The sequence below is a fragment of the Arthrobacter sedimenti genome, from assembly GCF_042652025.1.
GTDB lineage: Bacteria > Actinomycetota > Actinomycetes > Actinomycetales > Micrococcaceae > Arthrobacter > Arthrobacter sedimenti.
This window is the reverse complement of record NZ_JBHSDQ010000006.1, coordinates 15985-32802: the sequence shown is the minus strand read 5'-3', so window position 1 is coordinate 32802 and position 16818 is coordinate 15985. Positions and strand designations below refer to the sequence as shown.

Genomic DNA, 16818 nt, shown 5'->3' with positions numbered 1-16818 from the left:
ACCTTTCCGTAAACCCGCTCAACGAGGAAAGGTGCCCACATGATTGCCCTCCTGGTCATCGACATGCAGAACGCATTCTTCGAAACACCCGAACTGGCAGCCCAGCAGGAGCGGGTGGTCAGTGAGTGCAACCGGCTGATTGAAGGGTTCAAGGCAGCCGGATACAACGCGCTCCTGGTGGGCACCGAACACGAACGGGACAAGTCCACCTGGACCCTGAGCATGCTTGACGACGACCAAGGGTTTATCTTCCGCGGCACCGAGCAGGCCCAGTCGGTGCCGGGGCTCCTGAAGGAGGACCTGCCCCAATTGAACAAGACAAGGGACAGCGGGTTCGTGGGCACCAACCTGCTGGCGCGGCTGCGGAACTGGGGCGCCGAGGAAGTGGTGCTCGCCGGCGTCTCCACGCACAACTGCATCGCCCAGACCGCCGCGGACGCGTTCGCCCACAACATCCGGGTCACTTACGCCAAGGACGCCATGGCCTCCGAAGCCGATCAGGACGCCGCCGACATGCTCCGCATCCTTTCCACCACCTACCGCCAGCCCATCCAGTCAAGCGATGAGATCCTCGGCCGGCTCAGCGACGCCAAGTAGGCGGACCCACAGCCTTTACTGATACTCCTGAAACCTGGCGGAAACGTGCCGGGCTTACGCTGGCAGCACGCCCCAGGCCGTCGAAGGGAACCCCATGCATCTGATGCCGCGTGAGCAGGAAAAGCTCCTGATCGTGGTGGCCGCCGACCTTGCGCGACGCAGGCAGTCCCGCGGCCTCAAGCTCAACTACCCCGAGGCCGTGGCCATCATCAGCTATGAACTGATCGAGGGTGCCCGCGACGGCCGCAGCGTGGCCGAACTCATGAGTTACGGCACCACGCTGCTCACCCGGGAAGACGTGATGGAAGGCGTGCCGGAGATGATCCACGACGTCCAGATCGAAGCCACGTTCCCCGACGGCACCAAGCTGGTCACCGTCCACAACCCCATCCGTTAGGAGCGCGGCAATGATTCCAGGCGAGTACGTCCTCCGGCCGGAGCCCATCACAGCGAATGCGGGAAGGGAGGCCATCGAGGTTGCCGTGACGAACACCGGAGACCGGCCCGTGCAGGTGGGTTCCCACTACCATTTTGCCGAGGCCAACGCGGCCCTAAACTTTGACCGTGAAGCTGCCCACGGCCGGCGCCTGGACATCCCGGCGGGGACGGCTGCCCGGTTCGAGCCGGGGGACTCACGGACCGTTCGGCTCATTGAGCTGGCAGGCTCCCGCGAGGTCTACGGCCTCAGCAACGGAGTCAACGGAAAGCTCGACGGCGGCGCCCGCCCCGGAGGGACTGTCACGGAAGGGGACGGCAAGTGAGCTTCGAGATCCCGCGCCGGCAATACGCCGACCTTTATGGACCGACCACCGGGGACAAAATACGCCTGGCCGACACCGAGCTCTTCCTCGAGATCGAAAAGGACCTCACCGTCTACGGCGAGGAAGTGGTGTTCGGTGGCGGGAAGGTGATCCGTGACGGCATGGGCCAGAACGGGCAGGCCATCCGGGATGAGGACATTCCGGACACCGTGATCACCAACGCCGTCATCCTGGACTACACCGGCATCTACAAGGCGGACATCGCCCTGAAGGACGGGCACGTCTTCCGGATCGGCAAGGCCGGAAACCCGCAGATCACCGACGGCGTGGACATCGTGATCGGCGCCAGCACCGAGATCATCGCCGGGGAACGGAAAATCCTCACCGCCGGCGGCATCGACACCCACATCCACTTCATTTCCCCGGACCAGATCCCCACGGCCCTGGCCTGCGGCGTCACCACCATGATCGGCGGCGGCACCGGCCCCGCTGAAGGCACCAAAGCCACCACCGTGACCCCGGGGAAGTGGCACATCCAGCGGATGCTGCAGGCCGCCGAGGCATTCCCCATGAACATCGGCCTGTTCGGCAAAGGCCACGCGTCCGCCGTCGAACCCTTGACCGAGCAGATCCGCGCCGGCGCCATCGGGCTGAAGGTCCACGAGGACTGGGGCGCCACCACCTCCTCGATCGATACTTCGCTCAAGGTGGCTGACGAGTACGACATCCAGGTTGCCATCCACACCGACACCCTCAACGAGTGCGGCTTCGTGGAGGACACCATCCGCGCCATCGACGGCCGCGTCATCCACACCTTCCATACCGAAGGCGCGGGCGGTGGACACGCCCCGGACATCATCAAGATCGCGGGCATGCCCAACGTGCTGCCCGCGTCCACCAACCCCACGCTCCCGTACACGCGCAACACCATCGAAGAGCACCTGGACATGCTGATGGTGTGCCACCATCTCAATCCGGACATCCCCGAGGACGTGGCCTTCGCCGATTCCCGCATCCGCGCCGAAACCATCGCCGCCGAGGACGTCCTGCAGGACCTGGGCATCTTCTCCATCACCTCCTCCGACTCGCAAGCCATGGGCCGGGTGGGCGAGGTCATCACCCGCACCTGGCAGGTGGCGGACAAGATGAAGAAGCAGCGCGGGGTTTTGGAAGACAACGACGGCGGCACGCACGGCAGCGCGGACGGTGACAACTTCCGGCTCAAGCGCTACGTGGCCAAGTACACGATCAACCCTGCCCTGGCACAGGGCATCGCCGACTCCGTGGGGTCGGTGGAAGTGGGCAAATTCGCCGACCTGGTGCTCTGGGACCCGGCCTTCTTCGGCGTCAAACCGGAAGTGGTGCTCAAGGGCGGCCAGATCGCCTACGCCCTGATGGGCGACTCCAACGGGTCCATACCCACGCCGCAGCCACGGACCATGCGGCCCATGTTCGCCACCTTCGGCAAGGCCGTGCACCGGTCGTCCATCACCTTCCTGTCCAAGGCAGCGATCGACTCCGGTGTCCCCGAAGAGCTGGGGCTTCAAAAGGTCATCCGGGCCGTCTCCGGCATCCGGCAACTCACCAAGGCCGACCTCAAGTACAACGACGCCACCCCGGACATCCAGGTGGACCCGGAAACCTACCAAGTGACCGTCGACGGCGAGGACGTCACCTGCGAGCCGTCCGACGTCCTGCCCATGGCGCAGCGGTACTTCCTCTTCTAATCACACCCAGAAAGCAACCACGTGATCATCGAACGAGTCCTCGGCAACCTCCACGACCTGCCGGACACCGACCTCGCGGCCTATGCCGGGCTGCACCGCGAGAAGGTTGTCCTGCCCAGCGCTTCCCTGGTCAAACGCATTCAACGGGCGACGACGGACCACGGCAAGGAGATCGGCATCCGGCTCCCCGCAGGCTCCGGCGACCTCCGCGACGGCGACATCCTCCACGTCGCCGATACCAACATGATCGTCGTCTCCGTCCTGCCCACCGACGTCCTGGTCATCGCACCCAGGACCATCACTGAAATGGGGGTCACCGCACACTCCCTCGGCAACCGGCACCTCCAGGCACAGTTCTTCGATGCGTCCTCGGAATATGAAGCCGAAGTCATGGTGTGCGCCTACGACCACACCGTCGAGGACTACCTCCGCCACCAATCCGTGCCCTACACCCGCCAGCAACGCGTCCTCCCTGTGCCTTTCCGCCATGCTGAACACAGTCACTAATAGGCCCGTCGCCACGCTGGGCGCTCCTCGAGGTGTCCGGGTTGGCTGCGCCGCCCCGGGATGGGGGCCGTGCCCGCTTCGCGGTGCCCGCCACGCCGCGGCCCCCATCCCCGGGCGTCGCTTGGGTTCGTCGCCTTGGGTGCGCTTTTCGTGAGCGGGTATCAGTTGGCTTTGCAGCAGTTGGTTGACTCTGCGCTTCCTACTGGGGCTTTTGCCCACTCTTTGGGGTTTGAGACCTACGTTGACGCCGGTGTGGTTGCTGATGAGGCTGGTTTTGGAGTGTGGTTGTCCGCGTTCATCTCTCAGTCGCTGACCTATTCGGATGGGCTTGCTATTCGACTTTTTTATGAGGGCGGTGAGCTGGGGGAGCTCGATTCTCTTTTGTCTGCTTCCCTTTTGCCCCGGCAGGTTCGGGAGGCCTCCCTCAAGATGGGCTCGCGGCTGCTCGAGATTGGGGCTGAGGTGTTTCCTTCGCCCGCGCTGGGGCTGTACCGGGACCTGGTAGCCACCGGCCGGGCCTCCGGGCACCAGCCGCTGGCGTTCGCCGTCGTCGCCCGCTCCCTCGGGGTGCCGCTGCAGGAAGCACTTGCCGCCTACCTCTTCGCCACCGTCACGTCCCTCACGCAGAACGCCGTCCGCGCCATCCCGCTCGGCCAGAACGCCGGGCAGCGGGTGCTGCGGAAAGCGCACGACGACGTCGCTGCCGCCCTCGACGCGATCGCGGACCTCACGCCGGACGACCTCGGCGCCGTCAGCCCCGGACTGGAAATTTCACAAATGCGGCACGAACGCCAACGTGCCCGGATGTTCATGAGCTAACCGTGCTTACCGCTTCACAGGAGGAACACCATGACTGAACCCATCATGATCGGCATCGGCGGGCCGGTCGGCGCCGGTAAAACCCAGCTCGTGGAACGGCTCACCCGGCACATGAGCGGCGACATCTCCATGGCCGCCATCACCAACGACATCTACACCATCGAGGACGCCAAAATCCTCGCCGCCAACGGCATCCTGCCCGTGGACCGGATCATCGGCGTCGAAACCGGCGGCTGCCCGCACACCGCGATCCGCGAAGACACCTCCATGAACACGGCCGCCATCGAGGAACTCAAAGCCCGGCACCCCGACCTGCAGGTCATCTTCGTCGAATCCGGCGGCGACAACCTCTCCGCCACCTTCAGCCCCGAATTGGTCGACTTCTCCATCTACATCATCGACGTGGCCCAGGGCGAAAAGATCCCCCGGAAAGCCGGCCAAGGCATGATCAAATCCGACCTCTTCATCATCAACAAAACCGACCTGGCTCCGCACGTCGGCGCCGATCTCGCCGTCATGGAACGGGACTCAAAGGAATTCCGCGGCAACAAACCCTTCTGTTTCACCAACCTCAAAACCGACGAAGGGCTGGACAAAGTCATCGAATGGATAAGGCGCGACGTCCTGATGCTCGACCTGGCATGAGTACGACGGCGGCAGCAAGTTCCGCACGTCCGTCACCGGGGCCTGCGCCCGCGGGTGGAAGGGGCCGTGCCCGCTCCGCGGTGCCCGCCACGCCGCGGCCCCTTCCACCCGCGTCCGCTGATCGGCCCCCGATGGGCGAGCTTGAGTTTGTGGTCGCCTTGCGTGGTCAGCGCTCGGTTGCTTCGCATCAGTACCACCGGGGTGCTCTTCGAGTTATGCGGCCTCACTATCTCGATGACTCGGGGCAGGTTTGTTATGTCGTTGTGAATCCTGGCGGGGCTTATCTTGGGGTGGATCTGTTCCTGCTGGATATTGAAGTCCAGGATGGGGCTGACCTGCTGCTGACCACGCAGTCCGCCACGAAGGTTTATCGGACTCCTGGGTCGTTTGCCGAGCAGCGGATGGCCGTGCGTTTGGGGGAGGGGGCCCGGCTGGAGTTGATGCCGGACCAGCTCATTGCCTATCGGGAGGCCAGCTACCGGCAGCGGACCTCCGTGACCCTGCAGCCGACGTCGTCGCTGGTCATGGCCGAAGTGGTGACGCCCGGCTGGTCCCCGGACGGGGCCGCATTCCGGTACGAGGAAGTCCGGCTGCGGAACGAGATCCGCGTCGAAACTGAAGCCGGCACCGAACTGCTGGCGCTGGACAACCTGCTAATCCGGCCGCCGCTGACCGATGTCACCGGGCTTGGATTCATGGAGGGTTTCAGCCATCTGGGGTCGCTGGTGGTGGTGGATCCGCGGGTGGACCAAGGGCTGGCGGATGAACTGCATCTGCTGACTGCTGAACACCAGGCCCTGACTGGCCTCTCGTTGACCCGCACGGTTGGGGGAACCACCGGGCTGGTGCTGCGCAGCCTGTCCAACAGCACCGACGACCTGAACCGCCTTCTTCGATCCTGCACGGACCTGCTGCGCCGACGCTGGTTTGGGCAGGAACCGTTGGACCTGAGGAAGCACTGATGACCAGCATCGCGGCGCTTTACCGGGACCGGGACGCCCTGCCACTGCGGACGCGCCTGGTCTTCACTTTCGGTGCGGTGACCGCGCTGCATGCTGCCGCCGTCGTACTTTTGCTTGCCGGTACCCTCAACGGGGGCGGCCAGGTGCTGACCCTGGGCCTGGTCGCTACCGCCTACCTGGCCGGGGTCAAGCACAGCTACGACTGTGACCACCTCGCCGCGATCGACAACTCGACGCGGAAGTTCGTGGCGCAGAAGCAGGACCCGGTCAGCGTGGGCTTCGCCTTCAGCCTGGGGCACAGTTCGGTGGTGACCCTGGCTGGGGCGTTGGTGATCGCGGGTGCCTCGATGGTTGGCGGGCTGATGGAGGACGGCACTGCCGGGAACCTCGCACTCGGGCTGGTCGGCAGCGGGATGTCCGGGCTGTTCCTGCTGGCCATGGGCCTATTCAACGGCTCCGCGTTCGCCCAGTCCGCCCGGGCCTACCGCCGTGTGCGGAACGGCGCCGCCGTCGATCCCCGGGACCTGGAACCGCAGGGGCTGGTGGCGCGGCTCCTCGCCCGGCCGCTGGCCAGGGTGCGGCGACCGCGGAACATCTACGTGATCGGCTTCCTCTTCGGCCTGGGCTTTGACACCGCCACCACCATCGGACTGCTGATGATGACGACGGCGGCCTCGCTGGCAGGGGTGCCGCCCTTTACCCTGCTCGCGCTGCCGTTGGCCTTCGCAGCCGCGATGACGCTGTGTGATTCCCTGAACGGTCTGGCCATGATGCGGATGTACCGCTCGGCACTTGATGATCCGCAGCGGAAGTTGGGCTTCAACGCGCTTGTTACGGGGATTTCCGCGGTCTCGGCATTGTTCATTGCCGTGATCACCTTGGGTGGATTCGTCCACGCCGCCTTTGCGCTGGACGATCCCGTTACGGCATGGCTTGGATCGGTCGAGCTCGGCGACGCCGGCCTGCTGCTGGTGGCGCTGCTGCTGGCCGTGTGGGGAGGAGCTGCGCTGGCATCGAGGCAGCCCCGGAACACCTCGCGACAGCGGAACTGACAGGGCGCGGAGTCCGCATCCACTGCCGGCGCCGCGCCCTGTGGGGGCCTGGCTCCTAGCCGAAATCGGCGACGTAGCTGGGAACGCCAACGGCATCGGTCGAGACAGGCGCCCCCGTGTCGTTGACAACGTGGTCCAGGGTGCCCGCTCCAAGATTGACGGTCAGCAGGCTGTGCAGCTTCACGCCGGGAGCAACCGGGACCTCGAAGCCGCGGGTGGCGTGGATGGTGGGGTCCACGTTGTTGTACACGTAGCTGCCGCCGCCCCACAGTTCGTGGGTCTTCACGGAGTCGGCGACCTTGTAACCCGCCCAGCCCAGGATCCCGTCGTGCTGCCATGCTGCCTGGTTGGGCGCGTCGTAGGGCAGTTCGTTTTGGAAGAAGACGGTCTTGCCGTTCTCCCCGTTCCAAATGACGTTGTACTCCTGGTAATGCTCCACAAAGAGGCCCGTGGCGGTGACGTTGTTGCCGTTGACAATCACGCCGTTCCGGCCCGTATTGGTTGTCCAGCCCACCCCGTTGCCGTGGTCGGCGCGCCACGCCCAGATGTGGTCCAGGAGCACGTTGTCGCTGTTGACCTCCAGGCTCACCGAGGCCTTGCCCACGTGCGGGCCACCGACGCGGAAGAAGACGTCGTGGAGCGTGGTGGGGTTGGCCGGATCGCTGTGGACGGCAGAGTTGGCAGGTCCACTGCCTGCTCCCGGAAGTGCTTTGCCGAGGCGCATCAGGGCAGGGGAATTCACCTCGCCGGCATCCACCGTGACTGCGGCGATATCAACTCCGGGGACCTCCGCCACCGTAAGCGGGACGGACCCGTTGACGGCGGTCAGTGTTGCCATGCCCAGCCCAAGCACCACGGTGTTGGCCCGCTTGACCTCGATGCTGCGGTCCACGTCGTAAACCCCAGGGGTAAGGAGCAGGTTCTTCCCCCTGGCAAGCTGCGAGTTGATGGTTTGGACTGAATCGCCGGGCTTTGCGATGTAGAAGTCGTCCAAGGGGATGCTGCGGCCTGCTGTAGGACCGTTCTCCCACGTGGTCGCCGCGGAGTTCTGGCGGACGGCCGGAACAAAGACACTGTACTGCCCGCCCGCATCCAGCGTCAGGTACGGCTTTTCGCGGCTGATGGGGGTGTTGGCCAGCGTGGTGTACGGCGGGTTAGGGAAGGAATCGCCGGGTGCGCCGTTTACGCCGGAGAACACTTGGTTCCAGACTCCGTTGGACCAGCTTCCAATGCTGCTGTCGCGCACCAGGTACTGCTGTTGGGAGCCGTTGATGATGGCCCCCGTCTTCGAATCCGCGATGAAACCGCCACTGGCGTACTGCGGGCCGGCCGTGCAGTAGTCCATGAGGGAGAGGTTGCCGCCGGTGATGTTGACCCGCCGCATGGGGGAGGCCTGTGACGCCGCCCAGAAATTCGCCGAGCTGCGGCAGCCTTCCAGGCCCGTGACATTGATGGTGAGGTTGGACAGGGACCGCCAGAAGTTGTTCAGCGCGATGCAGTTCTCCGCGGTGAGGCAGCGGTTGTAGACGTCCACGTGCCCGTTGATGGTGACATCCGTGGGTGAAGCGCCCAGACCCGCCACCTCAGTGGAGTAGCCCACCTGGACGATCAGCGGCTCCTCCGGTGTGCCATAGGTGCCGGGCTTGAACAGCAGGGAGTACCGCTTGGTCCCCATTTCGTCGTCCACCTGCTGGGCGGCAATGGAATCCACCGTGGCCTGGATCTGCGCCACCGGCATGCCGGGGTCGAAGACGTAGACATTGGACCCGAACGGGTTCTGCGCGGGTTGGGGTGGAGCTTGCGGGGAGGCGGGAGCCTGCTGCGCGGGCGCTGCAGACGGCGCTGGCGGCGACGCTTGGGCCGGAGCGGTCCCGCCTGCGGCGAATAGCCCAATGAGAAGGGCGGCACCCGCGGCGACGAGACCGCCGCTGTGCCGACGGCCTGCCGGGGAGGGACGGGATGGATCAGGGCAAGGGGCTAGCGGCATTGCTGGTCCTGTCATTCGGTGTGCTGGACGACCCCCGTGAGCTGCAGTTGGCAACTTGGGTCAGTGGTGGGAGCGCTCCCACGGGGGAAGAGTAGCATCGCCCTCCTGCCCCAGCAAGGGTTGACGGAAGCGCTCCCATGCCGCCAGTGTCGTAATGTCTGTTGAGTGAACCCAAAGACCACTCCAGCCGCGCCGGCCAGGGAGGGGCGGCCGCTCCCGACGCTCGAGGACCTGGCCAGGGCCGCTGGAGTTTCCCGGTCCACTGCCTCCCGGGCCATCAACGGTGGGTCCAGGGTAAGCCCGGCGGCCCAGGCCGCCGTCGACGCTGCGATCGCGGAATTGGGGTACATACCCAACCGTGCGGCACGAAGCCTGGTCACCCGGCGGGCCGGATCGGTGGCGCTGGTCATCCCGGAACCGGATGCCAGGGTGATGGATCCCTACTTTGCCGCCGTGGTCACCGGCGTCAACCAATCCCTCCGTGATACCGACATACAGCTGGTGCTGTTGATGTCGCGGGCAGGGGACGATTCTTCACGGACACTTCGCTACCTGCGCGGAGGCCATGTGGACGGCGCCATCGTGGTGTCCCACCACCGCGCAGACGGCTGGGTGGAAACCCTGGGTTCCACCGGGCTGCCTACCGTCTTCATCGGCAGGCCGTGGGACAGGAAGTCGGAACTTCCGTTTGTGGATCTGGACAACTTCGAGGGCGGCCGGCTGGCGGCGCGGCACCTTGCCGGCACCGGCCGTACCCACCTCGGAACTGTTGCCGGCCCCAAGGACATGACGGCCGCCGTCGACCGCCTGGACGGTTGGCTGCAGGGACTCAAGGAAGCAGGACTGAAGCCGGGACCGATTGTCCACGGGGATTTCACGACGGCGGGCGGCGCCGAGGCAGCACGCAAACTTTTCGGCCAGGCACCTGCGCTGGACGGCGTCTTCGCCGCGTCGGACCTCATGGCGCTGGGCGTGGTCGAGGCCGTCCGCGGTGCGGGCAAGGGCGTGCCGGAGGACGTGGCCGTTGTGGGCTTCGACAATCACTCCATCCAGGCGCCGAACGGCATGGACCTCACTACGGTGGCCCATCCAATGGTGGAGATAGCCAAAAATGCAGGGCAGCTCTTGATCCGCGCCATTGAGAACACCGGGGAGCAGCTGGAGCCGGTCATCTATCCGGCGGAACTCGTGGTCCGCGGAAGCAGTGTTATGTAGGGCCTAGGCGGCCAGCCCGCCCTTCGCCTTCCGGTGCTGCTGGTGCCTTGCCCGGGCCACGCGTGTGTGGGCGCCGGTAAGCACCTCGCTGCCGTCCGGCACTGCGCTGTCGGAATCTAGGTGGACCCCGTGCTCGATGAGCACGCTGGAGCCGATCCTCGAGTGGCTGCCAATATGCACGCGGTTGCCGATGACCGTACCCCGGCCGATCCGCACGCCGTCGCCGATCACGGTCCGGTCGCCGATGGTGGCATCGCGGTCGATCCAGCTGCCGTGTCCAATCCGGCAGCCTGAGCCCACCTGGGCACCGTGTTCAATGTAGGTCATGGGGCCGATGCGGGCGCTGTCCGCCACCCGGGCGCCCGGGGCGATCAACCCACCGCCGTTGTCATGGCGGGCATACCGGGTGACCTTCCCCGTATCGTCCTCGACTGACACAAACTTTGCGGTCATACCATCCCTCGTTAAACGCTGCGGCTATTTACCGCTCAGTAAGTTAACGGGTGGGAGGGCGCTGGGATTCCCAAAAGGGCAGGTGGGAAGGGGCTAGGCCACCAGATTGGCAGCGGCGGTGTCCATGTGTTCCAGGATGGTCTTGCGGGCGAGGGTGGCGTCGCCGGTGTCGATGGCGGCCACGATGTCCTTGTGCCGGTCCACGCTCATGTTGCTGACACCCTTTTCCAGGCCGGCAAACATGATGGACATGCGAATGGAGCCCTCCAGTGATTCCCAGGAGTGGAGGAGGGTTTCGTTGCCGGTAAGCCGGCAGAGGGTGCGGTGGAACTCGAGATCGGATTCGATCCGTTCCTCCAGGCTTCCGCTGGTGGCATCGGACATGGCGTCGACCGCTTTGTGCAGCGACTCAGTGACGTGCTGGCGGTCCGGGAGTTCACACAGCGTGCGCGCGGCCAGCGATTCCAGGGCGGCCCGAACAGCGTAGATGTCCCGAATTTCCTTTTCGTCCAGGTGCCGGACGGACAGCCGGCCCCGGGGCCCGGCGGACAGCAGCCCCTCCTGCTCCAACTGCCGCAGCGCTTCGCGGAGGGTGCCGCGGCTGATTTGCAGCATCTCGGACAGTTCGGTCTCCACCAGGTGCCGGCCGGGTTCCAGCTCGCCGCTGGTGATGGCGGTGCGCAGCGCCGAGAGTGCCTGCTCGCGCAGGCTTTTCTTTTCCAGTCCCAGCAGCGGGGCGGTCAGTCCGGCCATGGCTTCTGTCCTCAATGTCATAAGTCGACTGTTTACAGTCGATAGTGAATTCGATATTACGGCAGAAAGCACGACACCGGATTAGGACCGGCGCCGTGCTTTCTACGTTGGTGCTGCCTTAGCCGAGTTCCGCGAGGACCTTGGCCACGATGCGGTCAGTGGCGAGGCCGTAGCGGTCGTGCAGGGTGGGGAGGGCGCCGGCGTCGAGGAACTGGTCCGGCAGTGCCACGGGCACCACCCGCTTGCCCACACCGGCGGTGACGACGGCGGAGGCGACGGTTTCGAACAGGCCGCCCACCACCGTGTGGTTTTCCAGGGTGACGGCCAAGCGGTCGGTGTTGACCTCCTTAAGGACAGTCTCGGCGTCGAACGGCTTGATGGTGGGGGTGTGCACGACGGCGACGTCCACGTTGTGTGCCTCGAGTGCCTTGGCTGCCTGGAGGGCGCGCATGGTCATCAGGCCGGAGGAGATGAACACGACGTCGTTGCCGCCGCGCAGCACCTTGGCCTTGCCGAGCTCGAACGTATAGTCGTACTCGTCCAGGACGGTGGGCACGTTGCCGCGCAGCAGCCGCAGGTAGGTGGGGCCTTCGGAGGCTGCGAGCTGCGGAACGGCCTGCTCGATGTCTACCGAGTCGCAGGGGTCAACGATGGTCAGGTTGGGCATGCCGCGGAAGATCGCCATGTCCTCGGTGGCCTGGTGGCTGGGGCCGTACCCGGTGGTCAGGCCGGGCAGACCGCCCACGATGTTGACGTTCAGGTTCGGCTCGGCCGCGTCCAGGCAGAGGAAGTCGTAGGCGCGGCGGGCAGCGAACACCGAGTAGGTGGACGCGAATGGCACCAGCCCGGACTCGGCGAGCCCGGCTGCTGCGCCGAAGAGCAGTTGCTCGGCCATGCCCATCTGGAAGAACCGTTCCGGGAAGGCTTTGGCGAAGATGTGCATGTCCGTGTACTTGCCCAGGTCCGCGGTCAGGCCCACGATCTTGTCGTTTTCCTGCGCAGCCTTGACCAGGGCGTGCCCGAACGGCGCATTGGAGGTCTTCTGGCCGGGGTCGGCGAACGATGCGATCATCGCCGAGGTTTTCAGTTTCGGCTTGGCCGGTGCTGCAGCGGCTGCTGCGGTGTCCGGGGCCTCGGTGGTGGTGCTCATGCTGAAGCCTTTCCTTCGTAGCCGGCGGTGAGCTGCTCGCGGCAGATCTGCCATTCGTTCTCTTCGATGCGCATGAAGTGCGCCTTTTCGCGGTTTTCCAGCAGCGGGACGCCGCGGCCCACCTTGGTGTCGCACAGGATCACTGAGGGGCGTCCGACGGCGGCGGCCTGGGCGGCTGCGTTGTCGAACGCTGCCAGCAGCGCGCCGACGTCGTTCCCGTCCACCCGCTGGGTGTACCAGCCGAACGATTCCCACTTTTCGGTCACCGGCTCGGTGCGCAGCACCGTGTCCGTCTTGCCGTCAGCCTGCAGGGCGTTGATGTCCACCATGGCGGTGAGGTTGCCCAGCTGGTGGTGGTGCGCGCCCATGGCCGCCTCCCACGTGGAGCCTTCATCGAGTTCGCCGTCGGAGAGGAAGTTGAACACCCGGGCATCCGAGCCCTGGTACCGAAGGCCCAAAGCCATGCCGACGGCGATGGTCAGGCCGTGGCCCAGGGAACCGCCGGAAATTTCCATGCCGGGGGTGTAGGTGGACATGCCGGACATTGGCAGCCGCGAGTCGTCCGAGCCGTAGGTTTCGAGTTCCTCCACCGGTACTACGCCGGCCTCGGCGAGGGCGGCGTAGTGGCCGATGGCATAGTGCCCGGTGGAGAGCAGGAACCGGTCGCGGGCTTCCCAGTGCGGGTCCTCGGGACGGAACCGCAGCTGGTCCCCGTACACCGTGGCGAGCAGGTCGGCTGCACCCAGGGCCTGGCCGACATAGCCCTGTCCCTGGACCTCGCCCATGTTCAGGGCGTGGTGCCGGATCCGATACGCGGCGGCGCTGATCTTGTCCACCCGTTCCGGGCTCACTGCGGTCAGCAGTGTTTGGCCCTGCGGGGCGTGGTCCTGGACGGTCTCTGTAGGCATTGCTTGCTCCGTGGTCGTAGCGTGCGTGATGGTCATTCAGGCGTTGACAGTGTTGGGGGTGCTTTTGGTGGCTTCGTCAGCCAGTTCCCGCTCCCGCTTGCCCCAGGTTTCCCGGGTGGCGACGGCGGCCCAGAGGCCGATCAGCGCGTAGGCGCCGAAGAGCAGTGCCGGGCCCATCCAGCCGAAGCTGACGAACAGCAGGGTGGTGATGAAGGGGGTGAAGCCGGACACCATAGCGGAGATCTGGTAAGCCAGGCTGGCGCCGGAAGCGCGGGTCTTGGCCTGGAAGAGCTCGGGGAACCAGGCGCCCTGGGCGCCGGCCAGGGAGTTCTGGCAGACCGCGTAGGAGATCACGATGGTGAGGATGATGGCGATGAACAGGCCGGTGTTGACCAGCAGGAACATGGGGATCGCGAACAAGGCCGCGAACGCGGTGGACCAGACGTACAGGGGGCGGCGGCCGATGCGGTCCGTCAGTGCTGCCCAGGCCTGGGTGGCGAAGATGCCGATGGCCGAGGCGATGCAGAGCGCGATCAGGGTCTGGGTCTTGTCCGCCAGGTGCTGGCTGTTGATGTAGGAAATCATGTAGGTGATGGACACGGCGTAGCCGGCGGTTTCGGCGATTCGCAGGCCAATGCCCTTGACGATGTTGCGCCAGTCGGTCTTGATGACCTCCACGATGGGGGCCTTGACGATGGTGCCGCTGTCCTTGACCTCGTCAAAGACGGGGGACTCAGGGACCTTGGAGCGGATGATCAGGCCCACAACGACAAGCACGATGCTGGCCAGGAAGGGGATGCGCCAGGCGAGTTCGCCGCCCAGCTGGACGCTGAACAGGAACGTCAGGTTGGCCAGCAGCAGGCCCACCGGGAAGCCGGCCTGGACGATGCCCGTGAACTTGCCCTTGGCCTTCCATGGCGCGTGCTCGTAGCTCATCAGGATGGCACCGCCCCATTCAGCGCCGAAGGCCAGGCCCTGGACGATGCGGACGAAGACCAGCAGCGCAGGGGCGAGCAGTCCGACCGCCGCGTAGGTGGGGAGCAGGCCAATCGCGAAGGTGGCCAGGCCCATCAGGATGAGGGAGGCAACCAGGACCGGCTTGCGGCCCACTTTGTCGCCGAGGTGGCCGCCGATGATGCCGCCGAGGGGGCGGGCTGCGAAGCCGACGCCCAGGGTGGCGAAGGATGCGAGGGTGCCGGTGACGGGATCGTTGCCGGGGAAGAATGCAGTGCCGAAGTACAGTGCGGCAGCGGTGCCGAAGCCGATGAAGTCATACGTCTCGATGACGGCCCCCACGCCGGATCCGATGGCAACTCGCCGGGCGTCCTTGGTGCCGTGGACCGGCCCGCGCATGGTCAGAGCATCTTTGCTCATGGTGGTTCCCTTTCGAAAAGCGGCTGGAGGAGGTCCGCCGCTGTCGACTGTTAACAATTGATGGACACCAGTGTGACCCACATCATTATGACTGTCAACAGTCGACTTTCATAGTTGACTGTTGACAGTTAACGAATGTATTGTGGTCTCCATCACTACAGCCCGGTACGAACAAAAGGATCAATGATGTTCCATTCCAGACTTGGGTGCTCGTCCATCAGCTTCCGGCACCAGGACCTGGGCACTGCCCTGCGCACCATGAAGGGCCTGGGCTTCGAAGAGATCGATCTGGGCGCCCTGCCCGGCGTTTGCGACCACGTTCCTTATGAACTCGATGCGGCCGCGGTTGAAGCCGTGTCGGCCGAGGTCAACGCGTCCGGCCTGCGGGTCCGCTCCGTGAACGGCGACGTGGGGGACCTTAACAAAGTGCTCGACGCCGACGGCCGGGCTGCGCGGGAGCGCCACCTCGATGCCCTGCTTACCCTGACGGCCAACATCGGCGCCAAGGCATTGGTACTGCCGTGCGGCGCCCTGGACCACACCCCCGTCCGCAGCGTCGAAGAAGATCTGGACCTCGTTGCCGCGCAGCTCATTGGTGCCGGACAACGGGCGGCGGAGTTCGGCGTCGAACTTTGGACCGAGTCCCTGCACTTCCTGCGGTTCTGCTGGAACCTCGAGCGTGCGGGCCTGCTGGCCGACCGCCTCGCCGGTTCCGGCGTCGGAATCGTCATGGACTTCAGCCACATCGTGGCGTCCGGCGAGGACATCGAGGCCTACCTGGACCGGCACCACGGCCGCATCAGCCACGTCCACCTGCGGGACGCCGTGCCGGGGAACATCAACCTCAGCATCGGCAATGGGGACGCCGACTTCGCCGGCGGCCTGAAACGGCTCGCCGCGGATGGTTACACCGGCCACTTCTCGCTCGAACTCGAAACCCGGGACATCACCCACGACGAACGCCCGGCCGCCGCCGCCAAGGCAGCAAGCTTCATCACCGACCTCATCTGAACCCAACTCCATCGACTGCTGAGTAGCTGTCGTTTTGAACGTCCAAAACGACACTTACGGAGCAGTCGATCCAATAAAACAATTCAAGGAGCACCACCATGACCACCATCCAGCGCACCGCCGTACTCACCGGAGCCACCTCGGACCGGGGCATCGGCATCACCACCGCCCGTCGCTACGCCCGTGACGGCTGGGGCATCGTCATCCTGGACCTCGACGGCGAGAAATCCGCCAAGGTCGCAGCTGAAATGGGCAACGAATTCAACGTCCCCGCCTTCGGCCACGAGATCGACGTTGCCAACGAAGCCTCCGTCACCGCCGCCCAGGCAGCCGTCGCCGCTGAAGTGGCCGCTGGCAACCTCCCGCCCGTCGGTGCCCTGGCCAACATCGCCGGCATCACCTCGCCCGTCCCGTTCCTGGAAACCACCCTCGAACTGTGGCACAAGGTCATGGACGTCAACGCCACCGGCACCTACCTGGTGACCAAGGCGTTCCTGCCGGACATGATCGAGAACGGCTGGGGCAGGATCGTCAACATGTCCTCCGTGTCCGCCCAGCGCGGCGGCGGCGTCTTCGGCAAGGTCCCCTACTCCGCCGCAAAGGCAGCCATCCTGGGCTTCACCAAGGCCCTGGCCCGCGAGCTCGGCACCACCGGCGTCACCGTCAACGCCATCACCCCCGGCGCCGTTGACACCAACATCCGCGTGGGCAGCACCGAAGAGCAGGAGGCGGCCATCAACGCCGGCATCCCGCTGGGCCGCAACGCCACCACGGAAGAAGTGGCCTCCGTGATCACTTTCCTGTCCTCCGAGGACTCCGCCTACCTCACCGGCACCACCATCGACATCAACGGCGGCAGCCACATCCACTAGCACCCACTGACAGCACCCGGACGCC

General features: G+C 65.4%; 18 protein-coding genes. 12 read left to right on the top strand and 6 right to left on the bottom strand.

What is annotated here, in order from left to right; translation table 11 throughout:
• Positions 1–39 precede the first annotated feature (39 nt).
• From ACFO0G_RS14220 to ACFO0G_RS14180, 9 genes are all read left to right on the top strand, one after another.
• Positions 40–597 carry a cysteine hydrolase family protein gene (locus ACFO0G_RS14220; RefSeq protein ID WP_376978379.1) on the top strand — a complete coding sequence of 186 codons (558 nt, stop codon included), beginning with the start codon at positions 40–42 and terminating at the stop codon, positions 595–597.
• 94 nt (positions 598–691) lie between these two features.
• Positions 692–994, top strand: coding sequence for an urease subunit gamma (locus ACFO0G_RS14215; RefSeq protein WP_142131519.1), 303 nt, complete (start codon positions 692–694; stop codon positions 992–994).
• 10 nt (positions 995–1004) lie between these two features.
• Positions 1005–1358: an urease subunit beta gene (locus ACFO0G_RS14210; RefSeq protein ID WP_286401054.1), complete on the top strand. Its 354-nt coding sequence runs from the start codon at positions 1005–1007 to the stop codon at positions 1356–1358.
• Positions 1355–3085, top strand: a complete 1731-nt coding sequence (ureC, locus tag ACFO0G_RS14205; RefSeq protein ID WP_376978376.1) for an urease subunit alpha — start codon at positions 1355–1357, stop codon at positions 3083–3085. The genes ACFO0G_RS14210 and ureC overlap by 4 nt, the downstream gene beginning before the upstream one ends.
• A gap of 21 nt (positions 3086–3106) precedes the next feature.
• Complete coding sequence (ureE, locus tag ACFO0G_RS14200; protein WP_376978374.1) at positions 3107–3592, top strand: urease accessory protein UreE; 486 nt, start codon at positions 3107–3109, stop codon at positions 3590–3592.
• A 150-nt stretch (positions 3593–3742) separates the two neighbouring features.
• Positions 3743–4411, top strand: a complete 669-nt coding sequence (locus ACFO0G_RS14195; RefSeq protein ID WP_286401058.1) for an urease accessory protein UreF — start codon at positions 3743–3745, stop codon at positions 4409–4411.
• A 30-nt stretch (positions 4412–4441) separates the two neighbouring features.
• The gene (ureG, locus tag ACFO0G_RS14190; protein WP_286401060.1) at positions 4442–5056 is read left to right on the top strand and encodes an urease accessory protein UreG; all 615 of its coding nucleotides are present in this window, start codon (positions 4442–4444) and stop codon (positions 5054–5056) included.
• Positions 5057–5187: 131 nt separating this feature from the next.
• A complete protein-coding gene (locus ACFO0G_RS14185) occupies positions 5188–6018 on the top strand; it encodes an urease accessory protein UreD (RefSeq protein ID WP_286401062.1) in 831 nt (276 codons plus the stop codon).
• Positions 6018–7070, top strand: a complete 1053-nt coding sequence (locus ACFO0G_RS14180) for a HoxN/HupN/NixA family nickel/cobalt transporter (protein WP_376978371.1) — start codon at positions 6018–6020, stop codon at positions 7068–7070. The genes ACFO0G_RS14185 and ACFO0G_RS14180 overlap by 1 nt, the downstream gene beginning before the upstream one ends.
• 55 nt (positions 7071–7125) lie before the next feature.
• Here the strand turns inward: ACFO0G_RS14180 and ACFO0G_RS14175 are convergent, their stop codons facing one another.
• Complete coding sequence (locus ACFO0G_RS14175; protein ID WP_376978369.1) at positions 7126–9057, bottom strand: adenylyl cyclase; 1932 nt, start codon at positions 9055–9057, stop codon at positions 7126–7128.
• Between the two features lie 165 nt (positions 9058–9222).
• On the opposite strand from ACFO0G_RS14175, the gene ACFO0G_RS14170 reads away from it, so the two are divergent.
• A complete protein-coding gene (locus ACFO0G_RS14170; protein ID WP_376978367.1) occupies positions 9223–10272 on the top strand; it encodes a LacI family DNA-binding transcriptional regulator in 1050 nt (349 codons plus the stop codon).
• Positions 10273–10275: 3 nt separating this feature from the next.
• Here the strand turns inward: ACFO0G_RS14170 and ACFO0G_RS14165 are convergent, their stop codons facing one another.
• The 5 genes from ACFO0G_RS14165 to ACFO0G_RS14145 all read right to left on the bottom strand — a co-directional run bounded on the left by ACFO0G_RS14165 (position 10276) and on the right by ACFO0G_RS14145 (position 14910).
• Complete coding sequence (locus ACFO0G_RS14165; RefSeq protein ID WP_286401068.1) at positions 10276–10725, bottom strand: transferase; 450 nt, start codon at positions 10723–10725, stop codon at positions 10276–10278.
• A 93-nt stretch (positions 10726–10818) separates the two neighbouring features.
• Entirely contained in the window at positions 10819–11478 is a 660-nt protein-coding gene (locus tag ACFO0G_RS14160) for a GntR family transcriptional regulator (RefSeq protein WP_376978694.1), read from the bottom strand.
• A 118-nt stretch (positions 11479–11596) separates the two neighbouring features.
• The gene (locus ACFO0G_RS14155) at positions 11597–12628 is read right to left on the bottom strand and encodes a transketolase family protein (protein ID WP_376978364.1); all 1032 of its coding nucleotides are present in this window, start codon (positions 12626–12628) and stop codon (positions 11597–11599) included.
• A complete protein-coding gene (locus tag ACFO0G_RS14150; protein ID WP_376978362.1) occupies positions 12625–13536 on the bottom strand; it encodes a transketolase in 912 nt (303 codons plus the stop codon). Before ACFO0G_RS14150 ends, ACFO0G_RS14155 begins: the two co-directional genes overlap by 4 nt.
• Before the next feature lie 36 nt (positions 13537–13572).
• Complete coding sequence (locus ACFO0G_RS14145; RefSeq protein ID WP_376978360.1) at positions 13573–14910, bottom strand: MFS transporter; 1338 nt, start codon at positions 14908–14910, stop codon at positions 13573–13575.
• Between the two features lie 186 nt (positions 14911–15096).
• Here ACFO0G_RS14145 and ACFO0G_RS14140 point away from each other — a divergent pair, with 186 nt between their 5' ends.
• A complete protein-coding gene (locus ACFO0G_RS14140; RefSeq protein ID WP_376978358.1) occupies positions 15097–15921 on the top strand; it encodes a sugar phosphate isomerase/epimerase family protein in 825 nt (274 codons plus the stop codon).
• A gap of 98 nt (positions 15922–16019) precedes the next feature.
• Positions 16020–16793 carry an SDR family NAD(P)-dependent oxidoreductase gene (locus ACFO0G_RS14135; RefSeq protein ID WP_376978356.1) on the top strand — a complete coding sequence of 258 codons (774 nt, stop codon included), beginning with the start codon at positions 16020–16022 and terminating at the stop codon, positions 16791–16793.
• The last annotated feature ends 25 nt before the right edge of the window (positions 16794–16818 follow it).

What these genes read in the sequence shown, in the direction of transcription:
- ACFO0G_RS14210 (WP_286401054.1), top strand. Translation starts at nt 1,005, where the DNA reads ATGATTCCAGGCGAGTACGTCCTCCGGCCGGAGCCCATCACAGCGAAT.
- ACFO0G_RS14145 (WP_376978360.1), bottom strand. Translation starts at nt 14,910, where the DNA reads ATGAGCAAAGATGCTCTGACCATGCGCGGGCCGGTCCACGGCACCAAG.
- ACFO0G_RS14135 (WP_376978356.1), top strand. Translation starts at nt 16,020, where the DNA reads ATGACCACCATCCAGCGCACCGCCGTACTCACCGGAGCCACCTCGGAC.
- ureG (WP_286401060.1), top strand. Translation starts at nt 4,442, where the DNA reads ATGACTGAACCCATCATGATCGGCATCGGCGGGCCGGTCGGCGCCGGT.
- ACFO0G_RS14175 (WP_376978369.1), bottom strand. Translation starts at nt 9,057, where the DNA reads ATGCCGCTAGCCCCTTGCCCTGATCCATCCCGTCCCTCCCCGGCAGGC.
- ACFO0G_RS14165 (WP_286401068.1), bottom strand. Translation starts at nt 10,725, where the DNA reads ATGACCGCAAAGTTTGTGTCAGTCGAGGACGATACGGGGAAGGTCACC.
- ACFO0G_RS14180 (WP_376978371.1), top strand. Translation starts at nt 6,018, where the DNA reads ATGACCAGCATCGCGGCGCTTTACCGGGACCGGGACGCCCTGCCACTG.
- ACFO0G_RS14150 (WP_376978362.1), bottom strand. Translation starts at nt 13,536, where the DNA reads ATGCCTACAGAGACCGTCCAGGACCACGCCCCGCAGGGCCAAACACTG.
- ACFO0G_RS14215 (WP_142131519.1), top strand. Translation starts at nt 692, where the DNA reads ATGCATCTGATGCCGCGTGAGCAGGAAAAGCTCCTGATCGTGGTGGCC.
- ACFO0G_RS14160 (WP_376978694.1), bottom strand. Translation starts at nt 11,478, where the DNA reads ATGGCCGGACTGACCGCCCCGCTGCTGGGACTGGAAAAGAAAAGCCTG.
- ACFO0G_RS14220 (WP_376978379.1), top strand. Translation starts at nt 40, where the DNA reads ATGATTGCCCTCCTGGTCATCGACATGCAGAACGCATTCTTCGAAACA.
- ACFO0G_RS14140 (WP_376978358.1), top strand. Translation starts at nt 15,097, where the DNA reads ATGTTCCATTCCAGACTTGGGTGCTCGTCCATCAGCTTCCGGCACCAG.
- ACFO0G_RS14155 (WP_376978364.1), bottom strand. Translation starts at nt 12,628, where the DNA reads ATGAGCACCACCACCGAGGCCCCGGACACCGCAGCAGCCGCTGCAGCA.
- ACFO0G_RS14185 (WP_286401062.1), top strand. Translation starts at nt 5,188, where the DNA reads ATGGGCGAGCTTGAGTTTGTGGTCGCCTTGCGTGGTCAGCGCTCGGTT.